A 21,542-nucleotide genomic window follows, 5' to 3' on the forward strand; every position below is an offset into this window, starting at 1 on the left:
ACCTCCGGCCTGTTTGGGTGTCGGGCGCCCGGCGGCGCCGTCGACGTTTGTCTCTGCCTCGAAGTCTAGCCCGCTGTATAGGCTTCCAGTCCGATGGTTACCACGGTGGCGATGTCGTCGCCCACGCTGCTGCGGAACTCGCGCTCGGCCTGCGTCACCGCGCCGTGGAAGGCGTCGAGCCAGGCCAGCCCGTCGGCCGTGAACAGCACCCGCCGGGCCCGCGCGTCGAGCGGATCGGGGCCGCGCGTGACCAGGCCCCAGGCCTCGCATTGGTCCACCAGGGCGCCCATCGCCTGCTTGGTCATGCCGGCGCGCTCGGCCAGCTCGGTGAGGCGCGAGCCCTCGCGCGCCAGGTGCCGGGTGATGTGGATGTGCGCCGCGCTCACCTGCGCACGCGCCGCGAGGTTCGACAACGCCAGCGGCACGTCGACGTCGTGCGCCATCAGCTCCAGCACGCGCTCGTCGAAACGGCGCATGGCGTGGCCCAGCAGGCGGCCCAGGTGGGTCTGCCGCCAGGCGTCGGGATCGGTCGGAAAGGCGGTTTCGCTCATGCGCCAAATGGTAAAGCAAACTGACCAAAAAACAGGTTTACGCAGCGGCATCAGCCCCTACACTACTGTTCAAGCATCCAGCCTGTGGTTAAAATCAGATGGGTGAAACCAGACACAAACCGTTGATATTCAAGGAGTTTCCACATGGACGCAGTCGTCAAGGGCGCAAGCATCTCGGTCGCCAACAGTGAAAAAGCCAAGGCGCTGCAAGCCGCGCTGGCCCAGATCGAAAAGCAGTTCGGCAAGGGCACGATCATGCGGCTCGGCGAAGGCGAGGCGCTGGAAGACATCCAGGTGGTCTCCACCGGTTCGCTGGGCCTGGACATCGCGCTGGGCGTCGGCGGCCTGCCGCGCGGCCGCGTCATCGAAATCTACGGCCCTGAATCCTCGGGCAAGACCACGCTCACGCTGCAGGTCATCGCCGCCATGCAGAAGCAGGCCGGCACCTGCGCCTTCGTCGACGCAGAACACGCCCTCGACGTGCAATACGCCCAGAAGCTCGGCGTCAACCTGTCCGACCTGCTGATCAGCCAGCCCGACACCGGCGAGCAGGCCCTCGAAATCGTCGATTCGCTGGTGCGCTCGGGCGCGGTGGACCTGATCGTGGTCGACTCGGTCGCCGCGCTCACGCCCAAGGCCGAAATCGAAGGCGAAATGGGCGACTCGCTGCCCGGCCTGCAGGCCCGCCTGATGAGCCAGGCGCTGCGCAAGCTCACCGCCACCATCAAGAAGACCAACTGCATGGTCATCTTCATCAACCAGATCCGCATGAAGATCGGCGTGATGTTCGGTTCGCCCGAAACCACCACCGGCGGCAACGCGCTGAAGTTCTACGCCTCGGTGCGCCTGGATATCCGCCGCATCGGCACCATCAAGAAGGGCGACGAGGCCATCGGCAACGAAACCAAGGTGAAGGTGGTGAAGAACAAGGTCTCGCCTCCGTTCAAGACGGCGGAGTTCGACATCCTGTTTGGCGAAGGCATCAGCCGCGAAGGCGAGATCATCGACATGGGCGTGACCGCCAAGATCGTCGACAAGTCGGGCGCCTGGTACGCCTACAACGGCGAGAAGATCGGCCAGGGCCGCGACAACGCCCGCGAGTTCCTGCGCGAGAACCCCGAGCTGTCGCGCGAGATCGAGAACAAGGTGCGCGAGTCGCTGGGCATTCCGCTGCTGGCCGCCGATGCCGGCTCCACGCCCGAGAAGCCGCAGAAGGCCGCCAAGGCCGAGAAGGCGGACAAGGGCGAGTAACAAGCCCCCAGCGCGGTCCCCTGCCGGGCCGCGCGAGCGGTTCGCGCATGGCATTCGACGCCCCGTCCCTCAAAGGCCGCGCACTGCGCCTGCTGAGCCAGCGCGAGCATTCGCGCCTGGAGCTGGAGCGCAAGCTCGCCAAGCATGAGGAAGAGCCCGGCACGCTGGCCAAGGCGCTCGACGAACTGGCCGCCAAGGACTTCATCAGCGAGCCGCGCGTGGTGGCCTCGGTGCTCAACCAGCGCGCGGCCCGCTCCGGCGCGCTGCGGGTGAAGCAGGAACTGCAGGCCAAGGGCATCGCGCCCGAGGCCATCGCCGAAGCGGTGGCCAGCCTGCAGGAAACCGAGGTGGAGCGCGCCACCGCCCTCTGGCGCCGCCGCTTCGACGCCGCGCCCGCCGACGCGAAGGAACGGGCCAAGCAGATGCGATTCCTGATGGCGCGCGGTTTCTCGGGCGCCGTCGTGGCCAAGGTACTCAGGAGCGACTTCGATGAAATCGACGACGAATGAAGGCAGTGCTGCCGTCCAGTCCCGCGTCATTACGCAGCGCGTGGCCTGCGAATGGCGCCGCGCCTATGTGCTGGCTGCCGATCCGAAGCGCCTGCCCGACTGGGCCAGCGGCCTTGCGAAGAGCGCGCTGGTGCCGCACGGCGACCACTGGATCGTGCGCACGCCCGAGAGCGGCGACGCCCGCATGCGCTTCGCGCCGCGCAACGACTTCGGCGTGCTCGACCATTGGGTCACGCCCGAAGGCGTGCCCGAGGTCTACCTGCCGTTCCGCGTGATCGGCGTCGGGCCCGACGCCTGCGAGCTGCAGTTCACGCTGCTGCGGCAGCCGCACATGGACGATGCGGCCTTCGAGCGCGACGCCGGCTGGATCGCGCGCGACCTGCAGTCGCTGCGCAGCCTGATCGAAGCCGACTGACCGGCCGGCTCAGCCGCGCAGCACCAGCGGCGTGAACTTGCGCCGCGCCTTCAGCTGGTCGGCGTCCCACTCGATGCCCAGCCCGGGCGTTTCCGGCGCCACCGCATGCCCGTCCTCGATGCGCAGGCGGCTTGTCGTCAGGTCGTCGAGCTGCGGGATGTATTCGACCCAGCGCGCATTCGGCACGGCGGCGCACAGGCTCACATGCAGCTCCATCAGGAAGTGCGGGCACATCGCGATGTTGTGCGCCTCCGCGAGGTGCGCGATCTTCAGCCACGGCGTGATGCCGCCCACCCGCGCCACGTCGGCCTGAACGATGGAGCAGGCGCCCTGCTGGATGTATTCCGCGAACTGCGACGGGTGGTACATCGATTCGCCCACCGCGATCGGCACCGAGGTGCTGGCCAGCAGCTGCGCATGCGCGCGCACATGCTCGGCCGGCATCGGCTCCTCGAACCACGCGAGGTCGAGCGGCGCGTACTGGCGCGCACGGCGTATGGCCTCGGCCACGGTGAAGCTCTGGTTGGCATCCACCATCAGCTCGAAATCCGCGCCGACCGCTTCGCGCACGGCCGACAGGCGCGCGATGTCCTGCGCCACATGCGGCTTGCCGACCTTGATCTTCGCGCCCAGGAAGCCGTCGGCCTTGGCGGCCAGTGTCTGCTCCACCAGCTGCGCGGGCTCGATGTGCAGCCAGCCGCCTTCGGTGGTGTAGACCGGCACGCGCTGCTGCGCGCCGCCGGCCAGCTTCCAAAGCGGCAAGCCTGCCGCCCGCGCGTTGCGGTCCCACAGCGCGGTGTCGATCGCCGCCAGCGACAGGCTGGTGATCGCGCCCACGGCGGTGGCGTGCGTGTGGAAGAACAGGTCGCGCCAGATGGCCTCGTACTGCTGCGGGTCGCGCCCGATCAGCCGCGGCGCCAGGTGGTCGTTCAGCAGCGCCACGATGGACGAGCCGCCCGTGCCGATGGTGTATGTGTAACCGGTGCCCGACGAGCCGTCGTCGCAGCGCACCGTGACCATCACGGTTTCCTGCGTCACGAAGGACTGGATGGCGTCGGTGCGCCTGACCTTCGGCGCGATGTCGATCTGCGCGATCTCGACCCGGTCGATCTTCGCCATCGCGATCAGCCCGCGTTGCGCGTCACGTCGGCCGGCAGGTCGGCGCCGTGGAACTTCTTGTAGATGGTGTTGAGCTCGCCGCTCTTGAGCTGCGCCTTCACGAACTCGTCTAGCCTGGCCTTCAGGCGCGGTTCGTTCTTGCGCATGCCGATGGCCATCATGTTGACCTTCATGGTGAACTTGGGCTCCATCTGCTTGGCCGGGTTCTTGTCGTTGATGGTCTTCAGCAGCGGCGGCGCGGTGGCGAAGATGTCGGCCTGCCCGCTCACCACGGCGGTGATGGAGGTGGCGTCGTCGTCGAAGCGAACGATCTGCGCGCCGGCCGGCAGGATCTTCGTCACTTCCTGGTCGTTGGTGGTGCCGCGCGTGGCGATCACTTTCTTGCCCGCGAGGTCGGCCGGGCCGGTGATGTTCATGCTCTTGGGCGCGCCCACCACGGCCAGGATGGCGGCGTAGGGCACCGAGAAGTCGACCACCTTCTCGCGCTCGGGCGTGACCGACATGCTGGAGATCACGATGTCCGCCTTGTCGGTCTGCAGGAAGGGAATGCGGTTGGCGCCGGTGGTCGGCACGATCTCCAGTTCGAGGCCCAGGCTTTTGGCCAGCAGGCGCGCGGTTTCGACGTCGGAGCCGGTGGCGTTGAGCTTTTCGTCCTTCAGGCCGTAGGGCGGTACGGCCAGGTCGATGGCCACGCGGATCTTCTTGGCGGCCGTGATGGTGTCGAGCTGGTCGGCGTGCGCCGATGCGCCCGCGAAGGCGAGCGGCAGTGCCAGTGCGAGCGTGGAAAGCAGTGCGCCGCGGCGCCGGGCGAGGAAAGAGCGGGTCATCGATGGTCTCCTGGAGTTGTTGATGAAAGCGGGTGTCGGTGGCGCGCGGCTCAAAGCCCGGTGCCGATGAACTGGCGCAGCTCCGGCGTCTGCGGATTGCCGAGGATGCTGGCGTCGCCCTCCTCCCACACCAGCCCCTGGTGCATGTAGATGACCTTGTCGGCCACGCCGCGCGCGAAAGCCATCTCGTGCGTGACGAGGATCATGGTCATGCCTTCGGAGGCGAGCTTCTCCATCACCTTGAGCACCTCGCCGGTGAGCTGCGGGTCGAGCGCGGAGGTGACTTCGTCGAACAGCATGAGCTGCGGCTTCATCGCGAGCGAGCGCGCGATGGCCACGCGCTGCTGCTGGCCGCCGGAGAGCTGCTCGGGGTAGGCATCGGCCTTCTCGGCCAGGCCCACGCGCTCGAGCACTTCCATGGCGATGGCGCCGGCTTCCGAGCCGCTCATCTTCTTCACCGACTGCGGCGCGAGCGTGATGTTCTGCTTCACCGTGAGATGCGGGAACAGGTTGTAGCTCTGGAACACGATCCCCACGTCCTTGCGCAGCGCGCGCAGGTTCAGGGCGGGGTCGTGCACCGCGTGGCCGCAGCACCGGATGGTGCCGCTGTCGATGGTCTCCAGCCGGTCGATGCAGCGCAGCGCCGTGCTCTTGCCCGAGCCGCTCTGGCCGATGATCGCCACCACCTGCCCGCGCTGGACCGAGAACGACACGCCCTTGAGCACATGCAGCTTGCCGAAGTGCTTGTGGACGTCGTTGAGTTCAACCACGGGCTGCATTGAGCTTCCTTTCAAGGGCGCGACTCCATCGCGAGAGCGGGTAGCAAAGAATGAAATACAGAACCACCGCGCACCCGAAGTACAGGAAGGGCTGGAAGGTCGAGTTGTTCAGCACCTTGGCGTTGTAGGAAAGCTCGGCATAGCCGACCACCAGCGACGCGATCGACGTGTTCTTGATGATCTGCACCAGGAAGCCCACCGTGGGTGGCGTCGCGATGCGCAGCGCCTGCGGCAGGATCACGCGGCGCATGCGCTCGATGCGCGTGAGCGCCAGGCATTCGGCCGCTTCCCACTGGCTGCGCGGCACGGCCTGGATGCAGCCGCGCCAGATTTCGCCGAGGAAGGCGCTGGCGTACACGGTGATGGCCAGCGCCGCCGCCGCCAGCGCGGGCACGGAGCCGATGCCCGCGATGTTGGGTCCGAAGAAGCACACGCCCATCAGCACCAGCAGCGGCGTGCCCTGAATGATCTGGATGTAGCCCGCGGCCGCCACGCGCACCGCCTTCACCGGCGACACGCGCGCCAGCGCCACCGCGAGCCCGATGAGCCCGCCGCCGATGAATGCGAGCGCCGAGAGCTGCAGCGTGCCCCACGCGCCCATCAGGAGAAAGCCGAAGTGCTCGGCCGGCATGAATGTCATGGCGCGGGCCTCTTCTTCACAGCGGCGTGCCGAGCTTGCGCCGGCGCGGGAACACGACCATGCCGAGCAGCCAGAAGCCCAGGCGCATGGCGTACGACAGCGCCAGGCACACCACCCACAGCACGATGAAGATCTCGAAGTTGCGGAAGGTGTCCGACTGGATGCGGTTGGCCACGCCGAAGAGCTCTTCCGCGCCTATCGACGACATGATGCTGGAGGCCAGCATCAGCAGCACGAACTGGCTGGCGAGCGCCGGGTACACGCGCTCCACCGCCGGGCGCAGGATCACGTGCCAGAACACCTGCGCCTTCGAAAGCCCCAGGCACTCGGCCGCCTCGAGCTGGCCCTTGTGGATCGACTCGATGCCCGCGCGGATGATCTCGCAGCTGTACGCGCCGATGTTCACCACCAGCGCCAGCACCGCGCCCACCATGATCGGCATCGTCACGCCCGCGCTCGACAGGCCGAAGATCAAGAAATAGCTCTGGATCAGCAGCGGCGTGTTGCGGATCGCCTCCACGTAGCCGCCCGTCAGCCCGCGCAGCCAGCCGTGCCGGCTGTTGCGGCCCAGCGCGCAGACGGTGCCCAGCGCGAACCCCAGCACGGTGGCCAGGAAGGACAGCTGCACGGTCGTCCACGCGCCTTCGAGCAGCAGCGGCCACTGCTCGAGCACGGGCATGAAGTCGAACTGGTAGTTCAATGCGTCGGGCTCCGTAAGTCCATTGAAGAAAGACAGGAAGGAAAAGGCGCGGCTAAGCGGCGCGCGCGAGCGGCAGGCACGAAGGCCCGAGCGGCTCGAAGGCCTTGTAGGTCAGGATGAATTCGCGGTGCCCCAGCGCTTCGGACTTGGTGGCGGCGCCATCGGCCACGCGGCGCACCGCGTCGAAGATCTCCTCGCCCACTTCCTGCAGCGTGCCGCGCCCTTCGAGGATGCGGCCGGCGTCGACGTCCATGTCCTCGTGCAGCCGGCGGTAGGTGTCGGGATTCGCGCAGACCTTGATGACCGGCGACACCGCCGAACCCACCACCGAGCCGCGCCCGGTGGTGAAAAGAATGACGTGTGCGCCGCAGGCGATGAGCTCGACGATCTCGGCGTTGTCGCTGATGTTCGGAAAGCCGAAGCGCGGCTCGCCGTCGGGCACCACGTCCAGCAGGTAGAGGCCGCCCTGCGGTGGTACATCGCCGGGCTTGACGATGCCGTTGATCGGCGAGGCGCCGCTCTTGGCGTACGCACCCAGCGATTTCTCCTCGATGGTCGAGAGCCCGCCGTCGGCGTTGCCCGGCGCGAAGCTGCCGTGGCCCATGGTGCTGTAGTAGCGCGCGGCCTTGTTCACGCATTCGACGATGGCCTGGCCGAGTTCCGGCGTGGCGGCGCGCCGCTGCATGTGGAACTCGCAGCCGATCAGCTCGCCGGTTTCCTCGAAGATGCAGCGCGCGTCCCGCGCGATCAGCAGGTCGAAGGCGCGGCCCACGGCCGGGTTGGCGCTGATGCCGCTGGTGCCGTCGGAGCCGCCGCAGATGGTGCCCACCACGAGCTCGCTCAGGTCCATGGGCACGCGCTGCTGCTGCGCCAGTTCGGCCAGCGCCCACTGCACCCACTGCGTGCCTTCGCGGATGGTGCTGCGCGTGCCGCCTTCCTGCTGGATGGTGAGCGTGTGCACCGGCCGGCCCGAGGCCGCGACCGCCTCTTCCAGCTTGCGCTTGTTCATGCTCTCGCAGCCCAGCGAGATCAGCAGCGCCGCGCCCACGTTGGGGTGCGTGGCAATCGCCTGCATCATGCGTTCGGCGTACTCGTTCGGATAGCAGCCGGGGAAGCCGACGAGATGCACTTCGGATTCGCCGTCCTGCTGGCGGAAGTCGAGCGTGATCTCGCGCGCCACGTGATGCGCGCATTCGACCAGGTAGGCCACGACCACGACGTTGCGGATGCCCTTGCGGCCGTCGGCGCGCGGGAAGCCGCGGATCTGGAATTCGGGAGCGTTCATGCGGGGAGGGCGCCTCAGGCGTGGCCGACGAAGGTCTTGCCCTCGTCCAGCGTGTACGTCGGCGTGTAGTCGCTGTCGAGGTTGTGCGTGTGGATGTGCTCGCCCGCCGCGACCGGCGCGTGCAGGCTGCCGATGACGGCGCCGTACTTCAGCACCTTCTCTCCGGCGGCGATGGCATGGCGCGCGAGCTTGTGGCTCAGGCCGATGTCCCTGGCCAGCACGACGGTGCCGCCCTCGAGTTGCACGGCGGAGCCGGCGGCGAGGTGGGTACAGGCGATCAGGCAGTTGTCGCCGGGCGAGAGCAGCACCAGCCGGGCGTCGATGGATTGCGGGGTCGGCATCCGTCGCTCAGAACTTGCGGTACTTCAGGTAGGCCTCTTGCGGGTCGGTGCCCGCGAGGATGGCGGTGCGCACGAGGTTCTCGCGGCCCATCATGTGCTCGGCCTCGGTGATGACGGCCTCGGCCTGCGCGAGCGGCAGGCAGATCACGCCGTCGGTGTCGGCCAGCAGCAGGTCGCCGGGGTTCACCGTGACGTCACCGATGCGCACCGGCACGTCCATCGCGTCGGGCAGCCAGTATCCGACGATGTCGCGCGGCGTGAAGTAGCGGTGCCACACCTGGAAGCCCTGCTGCAGGATGAATTCGGCGTCGCGCACGCCGCCGTCGGCAATCACGCCCAGCACGCCCTTGCGGCCCAGCGTCTCGGCCGAGAGCTCGCCCATGTGCGAGACGGTCGAGTCGTTCGGCTGGATCACGGCGATGTGGCCCGGCTTGGCGCGCGAGAGAAACCCGGTCCAGGCCATCAGCGTCTCGTGGGGATCGGCCGTGGGGTCGACGCGGCCGTTCACCGTGAAGGCCGGGCCGCACATCTTCTGGCCGGCGATCAGCGGGCGCAGCGTGGGCGGCAGCGTGAAGTCGCGCAGGCCCGCGGCGCGCATCACGTCGTGGAGGATGCCCGTGTAGCAAGCCTGCAGGCGCGGAAGCAGCGAAGTAGCCGGGGCATCGGAAGCGTGGGCCATGGATATGTCTCGTTTTCTTAGGTAAAACTAGATTTCATTAATGAGGTTAGCAGCGGGGTCCTCGCCTGACGCTGGGGTTTGCGCCTATTCGAGGGTATTTACCAATGAATCGGCGAGTCGGATCGGGTTTTTGAGGAGGCTTGAAGGCTTGCCGGTCGCGTATATTTGATTTCATCAGTGAAATTTGTATTTCACTTGTGCTGCAACCATCACTCAAAGGACACCGCCAATGACTTCTCGCGTTCAGGGAAAGAACATCCTCGTCACCGCCGCCGGCAAGGGCATAGGCCGGGCCAGCGCGCTGGCGCTGGCGCGCGAGGGCGGCACCGTGTGGGCCACCGACGTGGACGAAGCCGCGCTGGCCGAACTCGCCGCGCTGGCCCGCGAAGAAGGGCTAGCGGGGCTGAAGACCGCCACGCTCAACGTGCGCGACAACGCCGCGGTGCAGGCCTTCGCGCAGACCACGGGGCGGCTGGACGTGCTCTTCAACTGCGCCGGCTTCGTGCACAGCGGCAACATCCTGGCCTGCGAGGAAGCCGACTGGGACTTCAGCATGGACCTCAACGCGAAGTCCATGTACCGCACGATCCGCGCCTTCCTGCCGGCGATGCTGGAGCGCGGCGGCTCGATCATCAACATGGCTTCGGCCGCATCGAGCGTGAAGGGCGTGCCCAACCGGTTCGTGTACGGCGCCTCGAAGGCCGCTGTCATCGGCCTGACCAAGGCGGTGGCGGCCGATTTCATCCAGCAGGGCGTGCGCTGCAACGCGATCTGCCCGGGCACGGTGGAGTCGCCCTCGCTGCGCGACCGGATCTCCGCGCAGGCCCAGCAGGCCGGCACGGACGAGGCCGCGGTGCGCGCCGCCTTCGTGGCGCGCCAGCCGCTGGGGCGCGTCGGCAAGCCCGAGGAAATCGCCGCGCTGGTGGTGTACCTGGCTTCCGACGAGTCGGGCTTCACGACCGGCGCCATCCATATGATCGACGGTGGATGGTCGAACTGAACGGGGAACGATGAAGCAAGCAGCACCAGCGCCGCAAGAGCAACAGGGCCGGGAAGGCCACGAAGAGGCCGCGCCGGAAGGCGAGGGCGCGCTGCGCTACGCCGCGCCGGCCCTGGAGAAGGGGCTGGACATCCTGGAAGCGCTGGCCGACAGCGTCTCCGGCTACACGCTCAATGAGCTGGCGCAGAAGGTCGGGCGCAAGGTCAGCGAGATCTTCCGCATGGCGGTGACCCTGCAGCGGCGCGGCTTCGTGCAGGTCGACGAGAACGACCGCTACACGCTCACGCTGCGCATGTTCGAGCTGGCGCATCGCCAGCAGCCGCTCAAGAGCCTGGTGAGCGTGGCGCTGCCGCTGCTGCGCGAACTGGCCAACCGCTCGCGCCAGTCGTGCCACCTCGCCATGTACCAGGGCGGGCGCGTGGTGGTCATCGCGCAGGTCGAGAGCCCGGAGCGCTGGTCCTTCGGGCTCAAGGTGGGCGTGGTGATGGGGCTGACGGACACCTCCTCGGGCCACGTGCTGCTGGCGTTCCGCGACGAGATCGACCGCGCCCGCATGCTGCGCGCCCACATCGGCGTGGAAGGCGAGCTGGAGATGGATCCGGGCGAGCTCTTCGCCATCCTGCAGGACGTGCGCGAGCGCGGCTACTCGGCCATGCCGAGCAAGCAGACGCGCGGCATCACCAACATCGCGTTCCCGGTGATGGGGGCCGCCGACCATGTCATCGCGTCGATCAACGTGCCGTACATCGAGCGCATCGACCAGAAGTCGGCACCTGACGCGGTGCAGGTGCGCGGCATCGTGGGCAACATCGCCGGGCGGCTGTCGGCGCTGATGGGGGCCAGCGGCTACAACGACAACGAGTAGCGCGAGGGCAAGGCAGGGCGGGGCGATGGCATCATCCGTGGCAAAACTACGGAGGAGCCTTCCATGTCATCTGATCCCGTCGGCCAGCAGTCTCTGGTGCGCACCGGCGCCAAGGCCGGGCTGTCCTTTGCCGGCTCCGTCATCAAGGGCGGCCTGCTCGGCGTCGTGCTGGGCGGCGGCGTTTTCTTCTTCTATCTGAGCCAGCTGCAGGGGCCGGGCAACGTGGCCGCGCGTGCGGGCGGCGTCGGCGCGCTGGTGGCGCTCGTCACCTCGCCGCCGCTGCTGGTGGCGCTGTTGCTGCTGCTGTTCGTGGTCGTCTACGTGATGCTGGGCGTGCACCAGGGGCGCGCGCGTGCGATGCAGCATCTGGTCGCGGCGCGCGGGGAGGCCGTGTCGCAGCGGCTGGCCGGCGGCATCGCCGGTCGCATCGAGGCGATGCCGCGCACGCAGGGCGTCCTGCATCGCGCGGCCGACTGGCTGTCGGTCGATGCCTTGAGCAAGCAGCTCGCGCCGGTGCTGGGCGAGGGCAGGGCGGTGCGCTCGGTGGTGGCCTTCGTGCTGAACCGCCTGCCGATGAGCGAGATGCTGGCCGAATGGCAGCAGAGCCGCGCCGAGCATGGCGCCCCTGCCGCGGGCGAAGACCCCGCGCTGCGCGCTCTGCTCACGCGCCGCATCAACGAGACGCTGCAGGACATGGCGACGCCCTCGCGCAAGCCGCTTTACATCGCGCTGGGCGCGCACGCGGCCCTGCTGGGCGTGGGGCTCTGGCTGGTGAACTGACGAGCGCGCGGCTGGCGCTCAGAGCGCCAGCATCAGCTTCAGGTTCTGCACCGCGGCGCCGCTGGCGCCCTTGCCGAGGTTGTCCAGGCGCGCGATGACCACGGCGTGACGGTGATCTTCATTCGGGAACACGCGGATCTCGAGGTTGTTGGTGTCGTTGAGCGCCAGCGCTTCGAGCTTGCCGTCTTCCGTGGGCGGCAGCACCTTCACGAACTGCTCGGGCGTGTTGCTCCGGGCATAGTGCGCGGCCAGGGCGTCCTGCAGGTCGCCGGCCTTCGGCTTGCCGGGCAGCAGGTCGAGGTGCAACGGCAGCTGCACCAGCATGCCCTGCTTGAAATTGCCCACCGACGGGATGAACACCGGCCGGCGGGTGAGGCCGGTGTAGGTCATGATTTCGGGGATGTGCTTGTGCTTCAGGCCCAGCGCGTAGATCTCGAACAGCGGGGCCTCGCCCTTTTCGTAGGCCTCGATCATGGTCCGGCCGCCGCCCGAGTAGCCGCTCACGGAGGGCAGCGAAATCGGGAAATCGGCGGGCAGCAGGCCAGCGTCTACCAGGGGGCGCACCATCGCGATGGCGCCGGTGGCGTAGCAGCCGGGGTTGCCGACGCGATCGGCCTTCGCCACGGCCTGCCAGTGGCCTTCGGTGAGTTCGGGAAAGCCGAACACCCAGCCGGGAGCGATGCGGTGCGCCGTGGAGGCGTCGATGATCTTGGGCTTCCTGCCCGGCAGCTGGTCGATCAGCGCAACCGATTCGCGCGCCGCGTCGTCGTGCAGGCACAGCACCACCAGGTCGACGCCTGCCATCAGGTCTCGCTTGGCATTGGCGTCTTTTCGCAGTTCGGGAGCGATGCTCACGAGTTCGACCTGCGGCATCGTCTGGAGCCGTTCGCGGATTTGCAGGCCGGTGGTACCGGCTTCGCCGTCGATGAAAACCTTGGCCATGATGGAGTTTGCCCGGGGTAGCTAGAAGAAAGTACGTATTGACCGCAACCCCACGTACAGTATTGGTGCGGCGCACCATGATACAGTCCGCGGTTGTTCGCCGCCCCCAGCCGTCAGGCTGCCGTCGCCCGCGAGCAACAGAGCAGAAACACTCTCACCCCAGATCTCCCGTTCTCAACCTCCTCCTTCCGAGAGACATCCCTCATGAAGATTCACGAGTACCAAGGCAAGGAAATCCTTGCCAAGTTCGGCGTGCCGGTGCCGCGCGGCATCCCGGCCTATACGGTCCAGGAGGCGGTGGAAGCCGCCCAGAAACTTGGAGGCCCGGTGTGGGTCGTCAAGGCCCAGATCCACGCGGGTGGCCGCGGCAAGGGCGGTGGCGTCAAGGTCGCCAAGACCATCGAAGACGTCAAGAAGCTCGCCGGCGAGATCCTCGGCATGCAGCTCAAGACGCACCAGACCGGCCCCGAAGGCCAGAAGGTCCGCCGCCTCTACATCGAAGACGGCGCCGACATCCAGAAGGAATACTACGTCTCGGCAGTGACCGACCGCGCCACCCAGAAGGTGGCCTTCATCGCTTCGAGCGAAGGCGGCATGGACATCGAGGAAGTGGCCCACTCCTCGCCCGAGAAGATCATCACCGTGTTCGCGGACCCGGCCCTGGGCCTGACCGACGAGCAGGCCAAGCAGATCGCCGACGGCATCGGCATTCCGGCCGACTCCACCGCGCAAGCCGTGGACATCTTCAAGAAGCTCTACACCTGCTACATGGAGACGGACGCCTCGCTGGTCGAGATCAACCCGCTCAACCGTGACAGCAAGGGCAACATCGTCGCCCTGGACGCCAAGTTCAACTTCGACAGCAACGCGCTGTTCCGCCACCCCGAAATCGTGGCCCTGCGCGACCTCGACGAAGAAGACGCGGCCGAAGTCGAAGCCTCGAAGTTCGACCTCGCCTACATCTCGCTGGACGGCAACATCGGCTGCCTGGTGAACGGTGCCGGCCTGGCCATGGCCACCATGGACACCATCAAGCTGTTCGGCGGCGAGCCGGCCAACTTCCTGGACGTGGGCGGCGGCGCCACCCCCGAGAAGGTCACCGAAGCCTTCAAGATCATGCTGAAGAACAAGAACGTGGAAGCCATCCTCGTGAACATCTTCGGCGGCATCATGAAGTGCGACACCATCGCCACCGGCGTGATCGCAGCCTGCAAGGCCGTGAACCTGCAAGTGCCGCTGGTCGTGCGCATGAAGGGCACCAACGAAGTCGAAGGCAAGAAGCTGCTGGCCGATTCGGGCCTGCCGATCATCAGCGCCGACACCATGGCGGAAGCGGCCCAGAAGGTCGTGGCAGCAGTCAAGAAGGCCTAAGGAACAAGTCATGTCGATCTATATCAACAAAGACACCAAAGTCATCACGCAAGGCATCACCGGCAAGACCGGTCAATTCCACACCGAGAAGTGCCAGGAATACGCGAACGGCAAGAACGCCTTCGTGGCCGGCGTGAACCCGAAGAAGGCCGGCGAGTCGATCTTCAACATCCCGATCTTCGGCTCGGTCAAGGAAGCCGCCACGCAGACCGGCGCCACCGTGTCGGTGATCTACGTGCCGCCGGCAGGCGCCGCGGCCGCCATCTGGGAGGCCGTCGAAGCCGACCTGGACCTGGCGATCTGCATCACCGAAGGCATTCCGGTCCGCGACATGCTCGAAGTGCGCAACAAGATGAAGGCCAAGGAAGCGGCCGGCGGCAAGAAGACGCTGCTGCTGGGCCCGAACTGCCCCGGCCTGATCACGCCCGACGAAATCAAGATCGGCATCATGCCCGGCCACATCCACCGCAAGGGCCGCATCGGCGTGGTCTCGCGCTCGGGCACGCTGACGTACGAAGCCGTGGCTCAACTGACGGAAATCGGCCTGGGCCAATCGTCGGCAGTCGGCATCGGCGGCGACCCGATCAACGGCCTGAAGCACATCGACGTGATGAAGGCTTTCAACGACGATCCGGACACCGACGCGGTCATCATGATCGGCGAAATCGGCGGCCCGGACGAGGCAGACGCAGCCCGCTGGTGCAAGGACAACATGAAGAAGCCGGTCGTCGGCTTCATCGCCGGTGTCACCGCCCCTCCCGGCAAGCGCATGGGCCACGCCGGCGCGCTGATCTCCGGCGGCGCCGACACGGCCGATGCCAAGCTCTCCATCATGGAAGAATGCGGCTTCACCGTGACGCGCAACTTCTCGGAACTGGCCAAGCTGCTCAAGGCCAAGCTGTAAGAAACGGCCCCTAGACACCGGCCGCAGAGCCGGGTCATGCGAGGACCACGCAGAAATTAAAAAGCGCCCGCACTGGATTGCGGGCGCTTTTTTCAATAAAACACAGTGGGATCAGAGACATGGAAATTCTTCAAAGCACGGACTTCTGGTTAGGTCTGCTCAAGATCGTCTGGATCAACATCATCTTGTCGGGCGACAACGCGGTGGTGATTGCGATGGCGGCGCGCTCGTTGCCGCCCGCGCAGCAGAAAAAGGCCGTCCTGTTCGGTTCGGGAGCGGCCGTTGTGCTGCGCATCGTGCTGACGGTGGTGGCGGCCAAGCTGCTGGCGCTGCCTTACCTGCAGATCATCGGCGGCATGCTGCTGCTGTGGATCGGCATGCAGCTGCTCAGCGAGGACGACGAGGACGACGGCGAGTCCAAGGAATACGGCAGCATGATGGCGGCCGTGCGCACCATCCTCCTGGCCGACCTGGTGATGAGCCTGGACAACGTGATTGCCGTCGCGGCCGCCGCGCAGGGCAGCATGGTCCTGCTGATCCTGGGCCTGGCCATCAGCATTCCGTTGGTGATTTTCGGCAGTACCCTCATGATCAAGCTCATGGAACGCTTCCCGATCATCGTCATGCTGGGCGCCGCGCTGATCGGCTGGGTCGGCGGCGAGACCATCGTGAGCGACGTCGCCCTGCGCGACGTGCTGGCGGCCAATCCCTGGTTGCACTATGCAGCGGCTGCGGCCGGTGCGGTGTTTGTCGTGGCCGCGGGCCGCTTGATGCAACGGCGCGCGCACGCCGCTGCTCACTGATTTCGCGAAGTCTGCGCTGACAAACCATGGCGAGTGTCGGCGTCTCCCTGTTCTCCACCCGTCCACCGCTGACTTGGGAGTTCGCAGCACTGACCGATGTCGGCAGGCTGCGCGCCCACAACGAAGACGCCGTACATGTGGATTCCGCGCTGGGGCTGGCCCTGCTGGCCGATGGCATGGGCGGTTACAAGGGCGGCGAGGTGGCGAGCGCCATGGCTGTCTCGCTGCTGCACGCCAGCTTCGGCCGCTGGTTCGCCCAGGCCGGCATGCAGGCGCCGGCCCGAGTGGTCCGGCGTGCGCTGCAGGCCGCCACCGACGAGGCCAACAGCGCCATCCTGCAAGCCGGCACCACCAACCCCGAGCTGCAGGGCATGGGAACGACGCTGGTGCTGGCGGCCTTCCGGCCGCAGCGCGTGGTGGTCGGGCACATCGGAGATTCGCGCTGCTACCGGGTGCGCAACAACAAGCTCGAACTGCTCACGCGTGACCATTCGCTGCGCCAGCAGCAGCTCGACGCGGGTGCCATCACCCCCGAGGAAGCGCTCAATTCGCCAACCCGCAATCTCGTGACCCGGGCGGTCGGCGTGGAGGCCCAGGTCCTGCTGGAAATGCATGAGCACAGCGCAAGGCCGGGCGATCTCTATATGCTTTGCTCCGACGGACTGAGCGAGATGATTTCCGATGAGCAGCTTTTCACGCTTCTAGAACACGATGTCGGGCTTCAGAAAAAAGCTTCGCTTTTGGTTGCAATTGCCAACGAGAATGGCGGCAGGGACAATATTTCGGTTGTTCTGGCAAGAGCAGGCGTTGCGCAAGCGCCTCGCGCAGCCAAGTAGCAGGCCCCAGCGGTACCCCACCGCTGCGCTTGCAGTCATTCAAGCTTTGCAATCGGGGAGTCGGCAATGCCGAAGATGATCATTTCGGTCGATGGCGTTGTCATCGGGCAAGTGGCGCTCGCCAAGGAACGCACGACGCTGGGACGTCGCGCCTACAACGACATCGTGATCGACAACCTGGCAGTCAGCGGCGAGCACGCCGTGCTGCACATGAGCGATGGCGACGTCGAAATTGAAGATCTCAACAGCACCAACGGCACCTACGTCAATGCGCTCGCCATCCAGAAGCAGGCGCTCAAGGACAACGACGTCATCGAGGTCGGAGGCTGCCGCATCCATTTCCGTGCCCGCAGCAACCTGGCCGTCGGCCCCGGTTCCGTGCGCAATCCCGTGGGTGAATATTCGCCGGCCACGCCGCTTTCTTCGGCGCCCACGGAATCGGGCGCGCTCGTCGAGCTTGGCATCCCGGTGCTGCGGGTGCTGGCCGGTCCCAACGAAGGCCAGGACGTCGCACTGCAAAAGGTCGTCACCACCATCGGCAAGCCCGGTGTCGCGGTGGCCGTCGTCACGCGCCGGCGGCAAGGCTACGTGGCGGCGGGCGTCGAAGGCAACGTCACGCTCAACGGCCTGCAACTGGGCACCGAGGCAGTCGCCCTGCAGGAGCGCGACGTGCTCGAGCTTGGCGGCACCGCGCGCATGCAGTTCGTGCGGGTCTGATTCCTTTCCCCCCGGGTTTCGTGGCGGCGTGAACCGTACGGACGGCGCGCCGTGAGCGTGCTGCGGCGGCATTGGCCGCGCATCGTCATCAGCCTGCTGCCGGTGCTGCTGGCGCTGGCGCACGCCACCGGCGCCTGGCCGCTCAGCGCGCTCGAGCGCCTCGACCGCCTGATCTACGACATCCGCCTGCGCGCGACCATGCCGCGCACGCTCGACCCGCGCGTGGTGATCGTCGATGTCGACGACGCCAGCCTCGCGCGCCAGGGGCAGTGGCCCTGGGCGCGCGACAAGATCGCCGGCCTCACCACCGAGCTGCTGGACCGCCAGCAGGCGGCGGTGCTGGGCTTCGACGTCATGTTCCTCGAGCCCGACCGGAGTTCCGGCCTCGATAGGCTGCGGGCAATGGCAGCCGGCCCCCTTCGCGGCATGCAGGGGCTCGCTGACGAGATCGAGCGGCTCGCCCCCGCGCTGGATCACGACGCCACCCTCGCCAGGTCGCTGGAAGGCCGGCCGGTGGCGCTCGGCTACTACTTCACGCGGACCGGCAAGCCCGGCACCAAGGGGCAATTGCCCGACGCGCCCCTGCTGCCGGCCGACGCGTTTCCCGCCGGCGGCATCTACGCTTCCAGCTGGAACGGCTTCGGCGCCAGCCTGCCGGCGCTCGCCAAGGCCGCACCCACCGCGGGCTTCCTGAACACACTGGTCGGCGCACAAGGCGACGGCGTGATCCGCAGCGTGCCCCTCATTGCCCGCTATCAGGGCGACCAGGCCCAGCCCGGCTACTACGAGTCGCTCGCGCTCGCGGTCTACCGGCTGGCGAACGGCTTGCCGCCCGTGCGTCCGGCCTTTGCCTCCGGCGGCGCCGTGCCGCGGCTCGAATCGCTGCGGATCGGCCAGTTGCGCGTGCCGGTCGACCAGAGCGCAAGCATGGAGGTGCCGTTTCGTGGCCCGGGCGGCGCTGGCGGCGGATCGTTCCGCTACATCCCGGCCGCCGATGTGCTCGAAGGACGCCTCGCCCCCGGCGAGCTGAAAGGAAAGATCGTGCTCGTCGGCGCCACCGCGCCGGGCCTGCAGGACCTGCGCGCCACCCCCGTCGAAGCCGCGTTCCCGGGCGTGGAAGTGCACGCCAACGTCGTCTCCGGCCTGCTCGACCAGCGGCTGTTCAGCGTGCCGGACTATGCTCCGGGCTACGAAGTGCTGAGCGTGCTGGTGACGGGGCTGCTGCTGGCCTTCGGCCTGTCGCTGCTGTCGGCGCCGCGCGCGGTGCTGCTGGTCGCGGCAACCATCGCCGGGCTGGTCGGGCTCAATTCCTGGCTCTTCGTGGGGTACGGCCTCGTGCTGCCGCTGGCGTCGGCCCTTGCCATGACCACGCTCGCTTTCGTGCTCAGCATGAGCTGGGGCTACTTCGTCGAATCGCGCGCGCGGCGCGGGCTGGTGCGGCTCTTCGGCACCTATGTTCCGCCGCAGCTGGTCGACGAAATGCTGGTCCAGCCGGACCGCTACAGCATGCGCGCCGAAAGCAAGCAGATGACCGTGATGTTCTGCGACATGCGCGACTTCACCCGCCTGTCGGAGCAGATGACCCCGGCGCAGCTCCAGGCCTTCCTCAACACCGTGTTCAGCCGGCTCACCGACGTGATCAGCGCGCACCGCGGCACCGTCGACAAATACATGGGCGACTGCGTCATGGCCTTCTGGGGCGCGCCCATCGACGCGCCCGACCACGCCGCATTGGCCGTGCGCGCCGCGCTCGGCATGGCCGACGCCGTGCGCGACATCAACAGCGCCAACCGCGCCGGCGGCCGCCCGGAGATCAGCGTGGGCATCGGCATCAACAGCGGCGTCATGAGCGTGGGCGACATGGGCTCGGCCGCGCGGCGCAGCTACACCGTCGTCGGCGACGCGGTCAATCTCGCGTCGCGCCTCGAAGGCCTGAGCGGCCACTACGGGGTGGAGATCGTCGCCAGCGGCGCCACCCAGGAACTGGCGCCCGGCTACGTCTGGCAGGAGCTCGACAGCGTGCGCGTCAAGGGCAAGGCGCAGGCCGTGGCCGTGTTCACCCCCCTGGCCGAGCGCACGCCCGAAGCCGAAAAACAGGCCCAGCCGATGCTTGAGCGCTGGGGCGCCGTGCTCGCCGCCTACCGCCGCCAGGACTGGGCCGTGGGCCGGAACTTGCTGGCCCCCTTGCTCGCCGCGGATGCCAAAAAAGTCCTTTACCAGCTCTACGCCCAGCGTTTAGCCTCCATGGCGTTGCGACCCCAGGATCCGAACTGGGACGGCGCAACCCGGTTCGAAACCAAATGACGACAGACACACACAAGGGGTCTTTCACAATGCAGGTTCGTGTGCTGGGTTGCTCAGGCGCCATTGCCAAAGACTGCCGCACCACCTCGTTCCTGGTCGACACCGACCTGCTCGTCGATGCGGGCACCGGCGTGGGCGACCTCTCGCTCGAAGAAATGGCCGCCATCGACGACGTGGTTCTGACGCACTGCCACCTCGACCACATCGCCGCCCTGCCCCTGATGCTCGACGCCATCGGCAGCCGCCGCTCCAGACCGCTGCGCGTGCATGCGCTGCGCGCCACCATCGAGGCGCTGCGCGCTCACGTGTTCAACAACGTCATCTGGCCCGATTTCGAGAGCATTCCCAGCCCTGAAGCGCCGTTCGTGAGCTTTCACGACATCGAGGTGGGGCAGATGCTGCAGCTGGGCAGCTGTGCGCCCAAGTCGATCGAGGTGCTGCCGGCCGTGCACACCGTGCCGGCCTGCGGCTTTGCCGTGCGGCGAGCTTCCGGCGGAGCGAACTGGGTTTTCAGCGGTGACACCGAGCGCAACCCGCCGTTCTGGGACCGGGTCAACGCGCTGGATGTGGCGATGCTGGTGATAGAGACGGCCTTCAGCAACAGGGAGCAGGCGCTGGCCGAGCGCAGCTTGCATTTGTCACCGGTGATGCTGGCGGGCGAGCTGGCGCGGATCGACCCGGCGAAGCAGTTTCCGATCTACATCACCCATACCAAGCCGGCGGAAACCGACGAGATCATGAACCAGATCGAGGCGCTGGGAGAGCATCAGGTGGCGGGGGTGGCGCAGCGGGATATCCGGTGGTTGAAGGCGGATGGGGTGTTGACTTTCTGATGCATCGGCAGCCTGTGCCGGTTGACATATTTGTCATGCAAGAAGCATCTGGACACAAAATGTGTCGCATCGTGTTACACGTTGGTAAACAAAGGTGACGTGTTCGGTCGACAGAAGGTTGGTTTGGAGGGTGGCACAGATGCTGCGGAAGTTCTCCCGCTCCGGGCAGGTTCCCGGGCGTGACAACCAACCAACCTGGAGTTAGTTCAATGAACCGTCGTACTCTCGCCCGCCGCGCACAGGCCGGCTTTACCCTTATCGAATTGATGATCGTTGTGGCGATCATTGGTATCTTGGCTGCTATTGCGATCCCGCAATACCAAACTTACATTGCAAAGTCGCAAGTTTCGCGCGTGATCGGCGAAACGGGTTCACAAAAGACTGCTGTTGAAGATTGCGTCAACAATGGAAAGATGACGGAAGGTGCAACGGGCTGCGCTGGTACGGCCACTGGCTCGAACCTTATCGTTACGACGGGCAGTAACACCGTCAACGGTGGTGCTCCGGGTACGGGTCTGGGTGCACCTATTCTCTCTTTTGGCGGCAAGACAGACGGCTCGGCAACTCTCACTTCGGCGTTTGGAAACAACGCTGCAGCAGTTATTGCAGGGAAAAAGATCGTTTGGACCCGTACTACTGATGGCACCTGGACCTGCGCATCGGACGTCCTGAAGAAGTACGAGCAAGTCGCTTGCCCGACCAGCTCCACTTCTTAAATAGATCTGCTGATCGAAGCCGCCTGCGGGCGGCTTTTTTATTTGGTGGCAAAAGGCTATGCCGCGCTCAGTGTTTGGGCTTCACACTGATTGGGTTAGCGATCTTTGCTGCAATCATTGGAATACTTGCGGCTATCGCAATTCCATCTATGAGAATCAGATTTTTATCAAAAAGCAGGCTCATGTTTGGCGAGGCCATTAATTTTTCACCCGCCGTGAAATTTTTTTCGAGAGCACCAGGCCTCCGCTGGCAACTGATCCATACCAGAAATTTCGACCCGCAGACAATCGGGCTAGATCTGCAGGCCATGAGCGGAACCGCCGCGCCGTCTATCTCAACAATTTGGAATTCCGCCGGCATGAACGTTCCCAAGC

General features: G+C 66.4%; 25 protein-coding genes. 14 read left to right on the forward strand and 11 right to left on the reverse strand.

Annotated elements, in window-relative coordinates; translation table 11 throughout:
• Nucleotides 1–65: 65 nt before the first annotated feature.
• Nucleotides 66–551, reverse strand: coding sequence for a MarR family winged helix-turn-helix transcriptional regulator (locus AC1RVW_RS13670; RefSeq protein ID WP_106936359.1), 486 nt, complete (start codon nt 549–551; stop codon nt 66–68).
• Nucleotides 552–695: 144 nt separating this feature from the next.
• Here AC1RVW_RS13670 and recA point away from each other — a divergent pair, with 144 nt between their 5' ends.
• The 3 genes from recA to AC1RVW_RS13685 are packed head-to-tail and all read left to right on the forward strand — an operon-like array spanning nt 696 to nt 2,726.
• On the forward strand, nt 696–1,802 hold the full coding sequence (gene recA, locus AC1RVW_RS13675) for a recombinase RecA (protein ID WP_081268704.1): 1,107 nt from the start codon (nt 696–698) through the stop codon (nt 1,800–1,802).
• A gap of 47 nt (nt 1,803–1,849) precedes the next feature.
• Entirely contained in the window at nt 1,850–2,311 is a 462-nt protein-coding gene (gene recX, locus AC1RVW_RS13680; RefSeq protein WP_493200496.1) for a recombination regulator RecX, read from the forward strand.
• Nucleotides 2,292–2,726 carry an SRPBCC family protein gene (locus AC1RVW_RS13685; RefSeq protein WP_285413903.1) on the forward strand — a complete coding sequence of 145 codons (435 nt, stop codon included), beginning with the start codon at nt 2,292–2,294 and terminating at the stop codon, nt 2,724–2,726. Before recX ends, AC1RVW_RS13685 begins: the two co-directional genes overlap by 20 nt.
• A 9-nt stretch (nt 2,727–2,735) precedes the next feature.
• On the opposite strand, the gene AC1RVW_RS13690 is transcribed toward AC1RVW_RS13685, so the two are convergent.
• From AC1RVW_RS13690 to AC1RVW_RS13725, 8 genes are read right to left on the reverse strand one after another with little or no spacing between them, the layout of a single operon-like run.
• Nucleotides 2,736–3,845, reverse strand: coding sequence for a mandelate racemase/muconate lactonizing enzyme family protein (locus AC1RVW_RS13690; protein WP_493200498.1), 1,110 nt, complete (start codon nt 3,843–3,845; stop codon nt 2,736–2,738).
• 5 nt (nt 3,846–3,850) lie between these two features.
• Nucleotides 3,851–4,672 carry a transporter substrate-binding domain-containing protein gene (locus tag AC1RVW_RS13695; RefSeq protein ID WP_493200500.1) on the reverse strand — a complete coding sequence of 274 codons (822 nt, stop codon included), beginning with the start codon at nt 4,670–4,672 and terminating at the stop codon, nt 3,851–3,853.
• 50 nt (nt 4,673–4,722) lie between these two features.
• Nucleotides 4,723–5,451, reverse strand: coding sequence for an amino acid ABC transporter ATP-binding protein (locus AC1RVW_RS13700; protein ID WP_081268709.1), 729 nt, complete (start codon nt 5,449–5,451; stop codon nt 4,723–4,725).
• Nucleotides 5,435–6,082, reverse strand: coding sequence for an amino acid ABC transporter permease (locus AC1RVW_RS13705; RefSeq protein ID WP_493200551.1), 648 nt, complete (start codon nt 6,080–6,082; stop codon nt 5,435–5,437). Before AC1RVW_RS13705 ends, AC1RVW_RS13700 begins: the two co-directional genes overlap by 17 nt.
• Nucleotides 6,083–6,107: 25 nt before the next feature.
• Complete coding sequence (locus AC1RVW_RS13710; RefSeq protein WP_493200503.1) at nt 6,108–6,791, reverse strand: amino acid ABC transporter permease; 684 nt, start codon at nt 6,789–6,791, stop codon at nt 6,108–6,110.
• A 52-nt stretch (nt 6,792–6,843) separates the two neighbouring features.
• Nucleotides 6,844–8,076 carry a UxaA family hydrolase gene (locus AC1RVW_RS13715; protein WP_493200505.1) on the reverse strand — a complete coding sequence of 411 codons (1,233 nt, stop codon included), beginning with the start codon at nt 8,074–8,076 and terminating at the stop codon, nt 6,844–6,846.
• A gap of 14 nt (nt 8,077–8,090) precedes the next feature.
• Nucleotides 8,091–8,417 (reverse strand): UxaA family hydrolase, encoded by a 327-nt coding sequence (locus AC1RVW_RS13720; RefSeq protein WP_493200507.1) that lies wholly within the window; start codon nt 8,415–8,417, stop codon nt 8,091–8,093.
• A 7-nt stretch (nt 8,418–8,424) separates the two neighbouring features.
• The gene (locus AC1RVW_RS13725) at nt 8,425–9,096 is read right to left on the reverse strand and encodes an RraA family protein (RefSeq protein WP_493200509.1); all 672 of its coding nucleotides are present in this window, start codon (nt 9,094–9,096) and stop codon (nt 8,425–8,427) included.
• A gap of 229 nt (nt 9,097–9,325) precedes the next feature.
• Between AC1RVW_RS13725 and AC1RVW_RS13730 the strand changes: the two genes are divergently transcribed.
• The 3 genes from AC1RVW_RS13730 to AC1RVW_RS13740 all read left to right on the forward strand — a co-directional run bounded on the left by AC1RVW_RS13730 (nt 9,326) and on the right by AC1RVW_RS13740 (nt 11,741).
• Nucleotides 9,326–10,096, forward strand: a complete 771-nt coding sequence (locus tag AC1RVW_RS13730) for an SDR family oxidoreductase (RefSeq protein WP_081268714.1) — start codon at nt 9,326–9,328, stop codon at nt 10,094–10,096.
• A 10-nt stretch (nt 10,097–10,106) separates the two neighbouring features.
• Nucleotides 10,107–10,961, forward strand: a complete 855-nt coding sequence (locus tag AC1RVW_RS13735; protein WP_081268715.1) for an IclR family transcriptional regulator — start codon at nt 10,107–10,109, stop codon at nt 10,959–10,961.
• A 63-nt stretch (nt 10,962–11,024) separates the two neighbouring features.
• Nucleotides 11,025–11,741, forward strand: coding sequence for a hypothetical protein (locus tag AC1RVW_RS13740; RefSeq protein ID WP_285413910.1), 717 nt, complete (start codon nt 11,025–11,027; stop codon nt 11,739–11,741).
• Between the two features lie 18 nt (nt 11,742–11,759).
• On the opposite strand, the gene argC is transcribed toward AC1RVW_RS13740, so the two are convergent.
• On the reverse strand, nt 11,760–12,683 hold the full coding sequence (argC, locus tag AC1RVW_RS13745; RefSeq protein ID WP_285413911.1) for an N-acetyl-gamma-glutamyl-phosphate reductase: 924 nt from the start codon (nt 12,681–12,683) through the stop codon (nt 11,760–11,762).
• 204 nt (nt 12,684–12,887) lie between these two features.
• On the opposite strand from argC, the gene sucC reads away from it, so the two are divergent.
• The 8 genes from sucC (at nt 12,888) to AC1RVW_RS13785 (ending at nt 21,167) form a co-directional block, all read left to right on the forward strand.
• A complete protein-coding gene (gene sucC, locus AC1RVW_RS13750) occupies nt 12,888–14,054 on the forward strand; it encodes an ADP-forming succinate--CoA ligase subunit beta (RefSeq protein ID WP_081268718.1) in 1,167 nt (388 codons plus the stop codon).
• Between the two features lie 10 nt (nt 14,055–14,064).
• Nucleotides 14,065–14,958 (forward strand): succinate--CoA ligase subunit alpha, encoded by an 894-nt coding sequence (gene sucD, locus AC1RVW_RS13755; RefSeq protein WP_081268719.1) that lies wholly within the window; start codon nt 14,065–14,067, stop codon nt 14,956–14,958.
• A 119-nt stretch (nt 14,959–15,077) separates the two neighbouring features.
• Nucleotides 15,078–15,761 (forward strand): TerC family protein, encoded by a 684-nt coding sequence (locus AC1RVW_RS13760; protein WP_081268720.1) that lies wholly within the window; start codon nt 15,078–15,080, stop codon nt 15,759–15,761.
• A gap of 26 nt (nt 15,762–15,787) precedes the next feature.
• Nucleotides 15,788–16,597 carry a Stp1/IreP family PP2C-type Ser/Thr phosphatase gene (locus AC1RVW_RS13765; RefSeq protein ID WP_081268721.1) on the forward strand — a complete coding sequence of 270 codons (810 nt, stop codon included), beginning with the start codon at nt 15,788–15,790 and terminating at the stop codon, nt 16,595–16,597.
• 66 nt (nt 16,598–16,663) lie between these two features.
• Complete coding sequence (locus AC1RVW_RS13770) at nt 16,664–17,314, forward strand: FHA domain-containing protein (protein WP_081268722.1); 651 nt, start codon at nt 16,664–16,666, stop codon at nt 17,312–17,314.
• A 51-nt stretch (nt 17,315–17,365) separates the two neighbouring features.
• Nucleotides 17,366–19,618 (forward strand): CHASE2 domain-containing protein, encoded by a 2,253-nt coding sequence (locus tag AC1RVW_RS13775; RefSeq protein ID WP_493200514.1) that lies wholly within the window; start codon nt 17,366–17,368, stop codon nt 19,616–19,618.
• 29 nt (nt 19,619–19,647) lie between these two features.
• Nucleotides 19,648–20,451 carry a 3',5'-cyclic-nucleotide phosphodiesterase gene (locus AC1RVW_RS13780; RefSeq protein ID WP_493200516.1) on the forward strand — a complete coding sequence of 268 codons (804 nt, stop codon included), beginning with the start codon at nt 19,648–19,650 and terminating at the stop codon, nt 20,449–20,451.
• A gap of 209 nt (nt 20,452–20,660) precedes the next feature.
• Nucleotides 20,661–21,167, forward strand: coding sequence for a pilin (locus AC1RVW_RS13785; RefSeq protein WP_493200517.1), 507 nt, complete (start codon nt 20,661–20,663; stop codon nt 21,165–21,167).
• A gap of 67 nt (nt 21,168–21,234) precedes the next feature.
• Here AC1RVW_RS13785 and AC1RVW_RS13790 read toward each other — a convergent pair whose 3' ends face one another.
• A complete protein-coding gene (locus AC1RVW_RS13790; RefSeq protein ID WP_493200519.1) occupies nt 21,235–21,528 on the reverse strand; it encodes a hypothetical protein in 294 nt (97 codons plus the stop codon).
• Between the last annotated feature and the right edge of the window lie 14 nt (nt 21,529–21,542).

This window comes from Variovorax sp. MPBD4-3 (assembly GCF_058809745.1).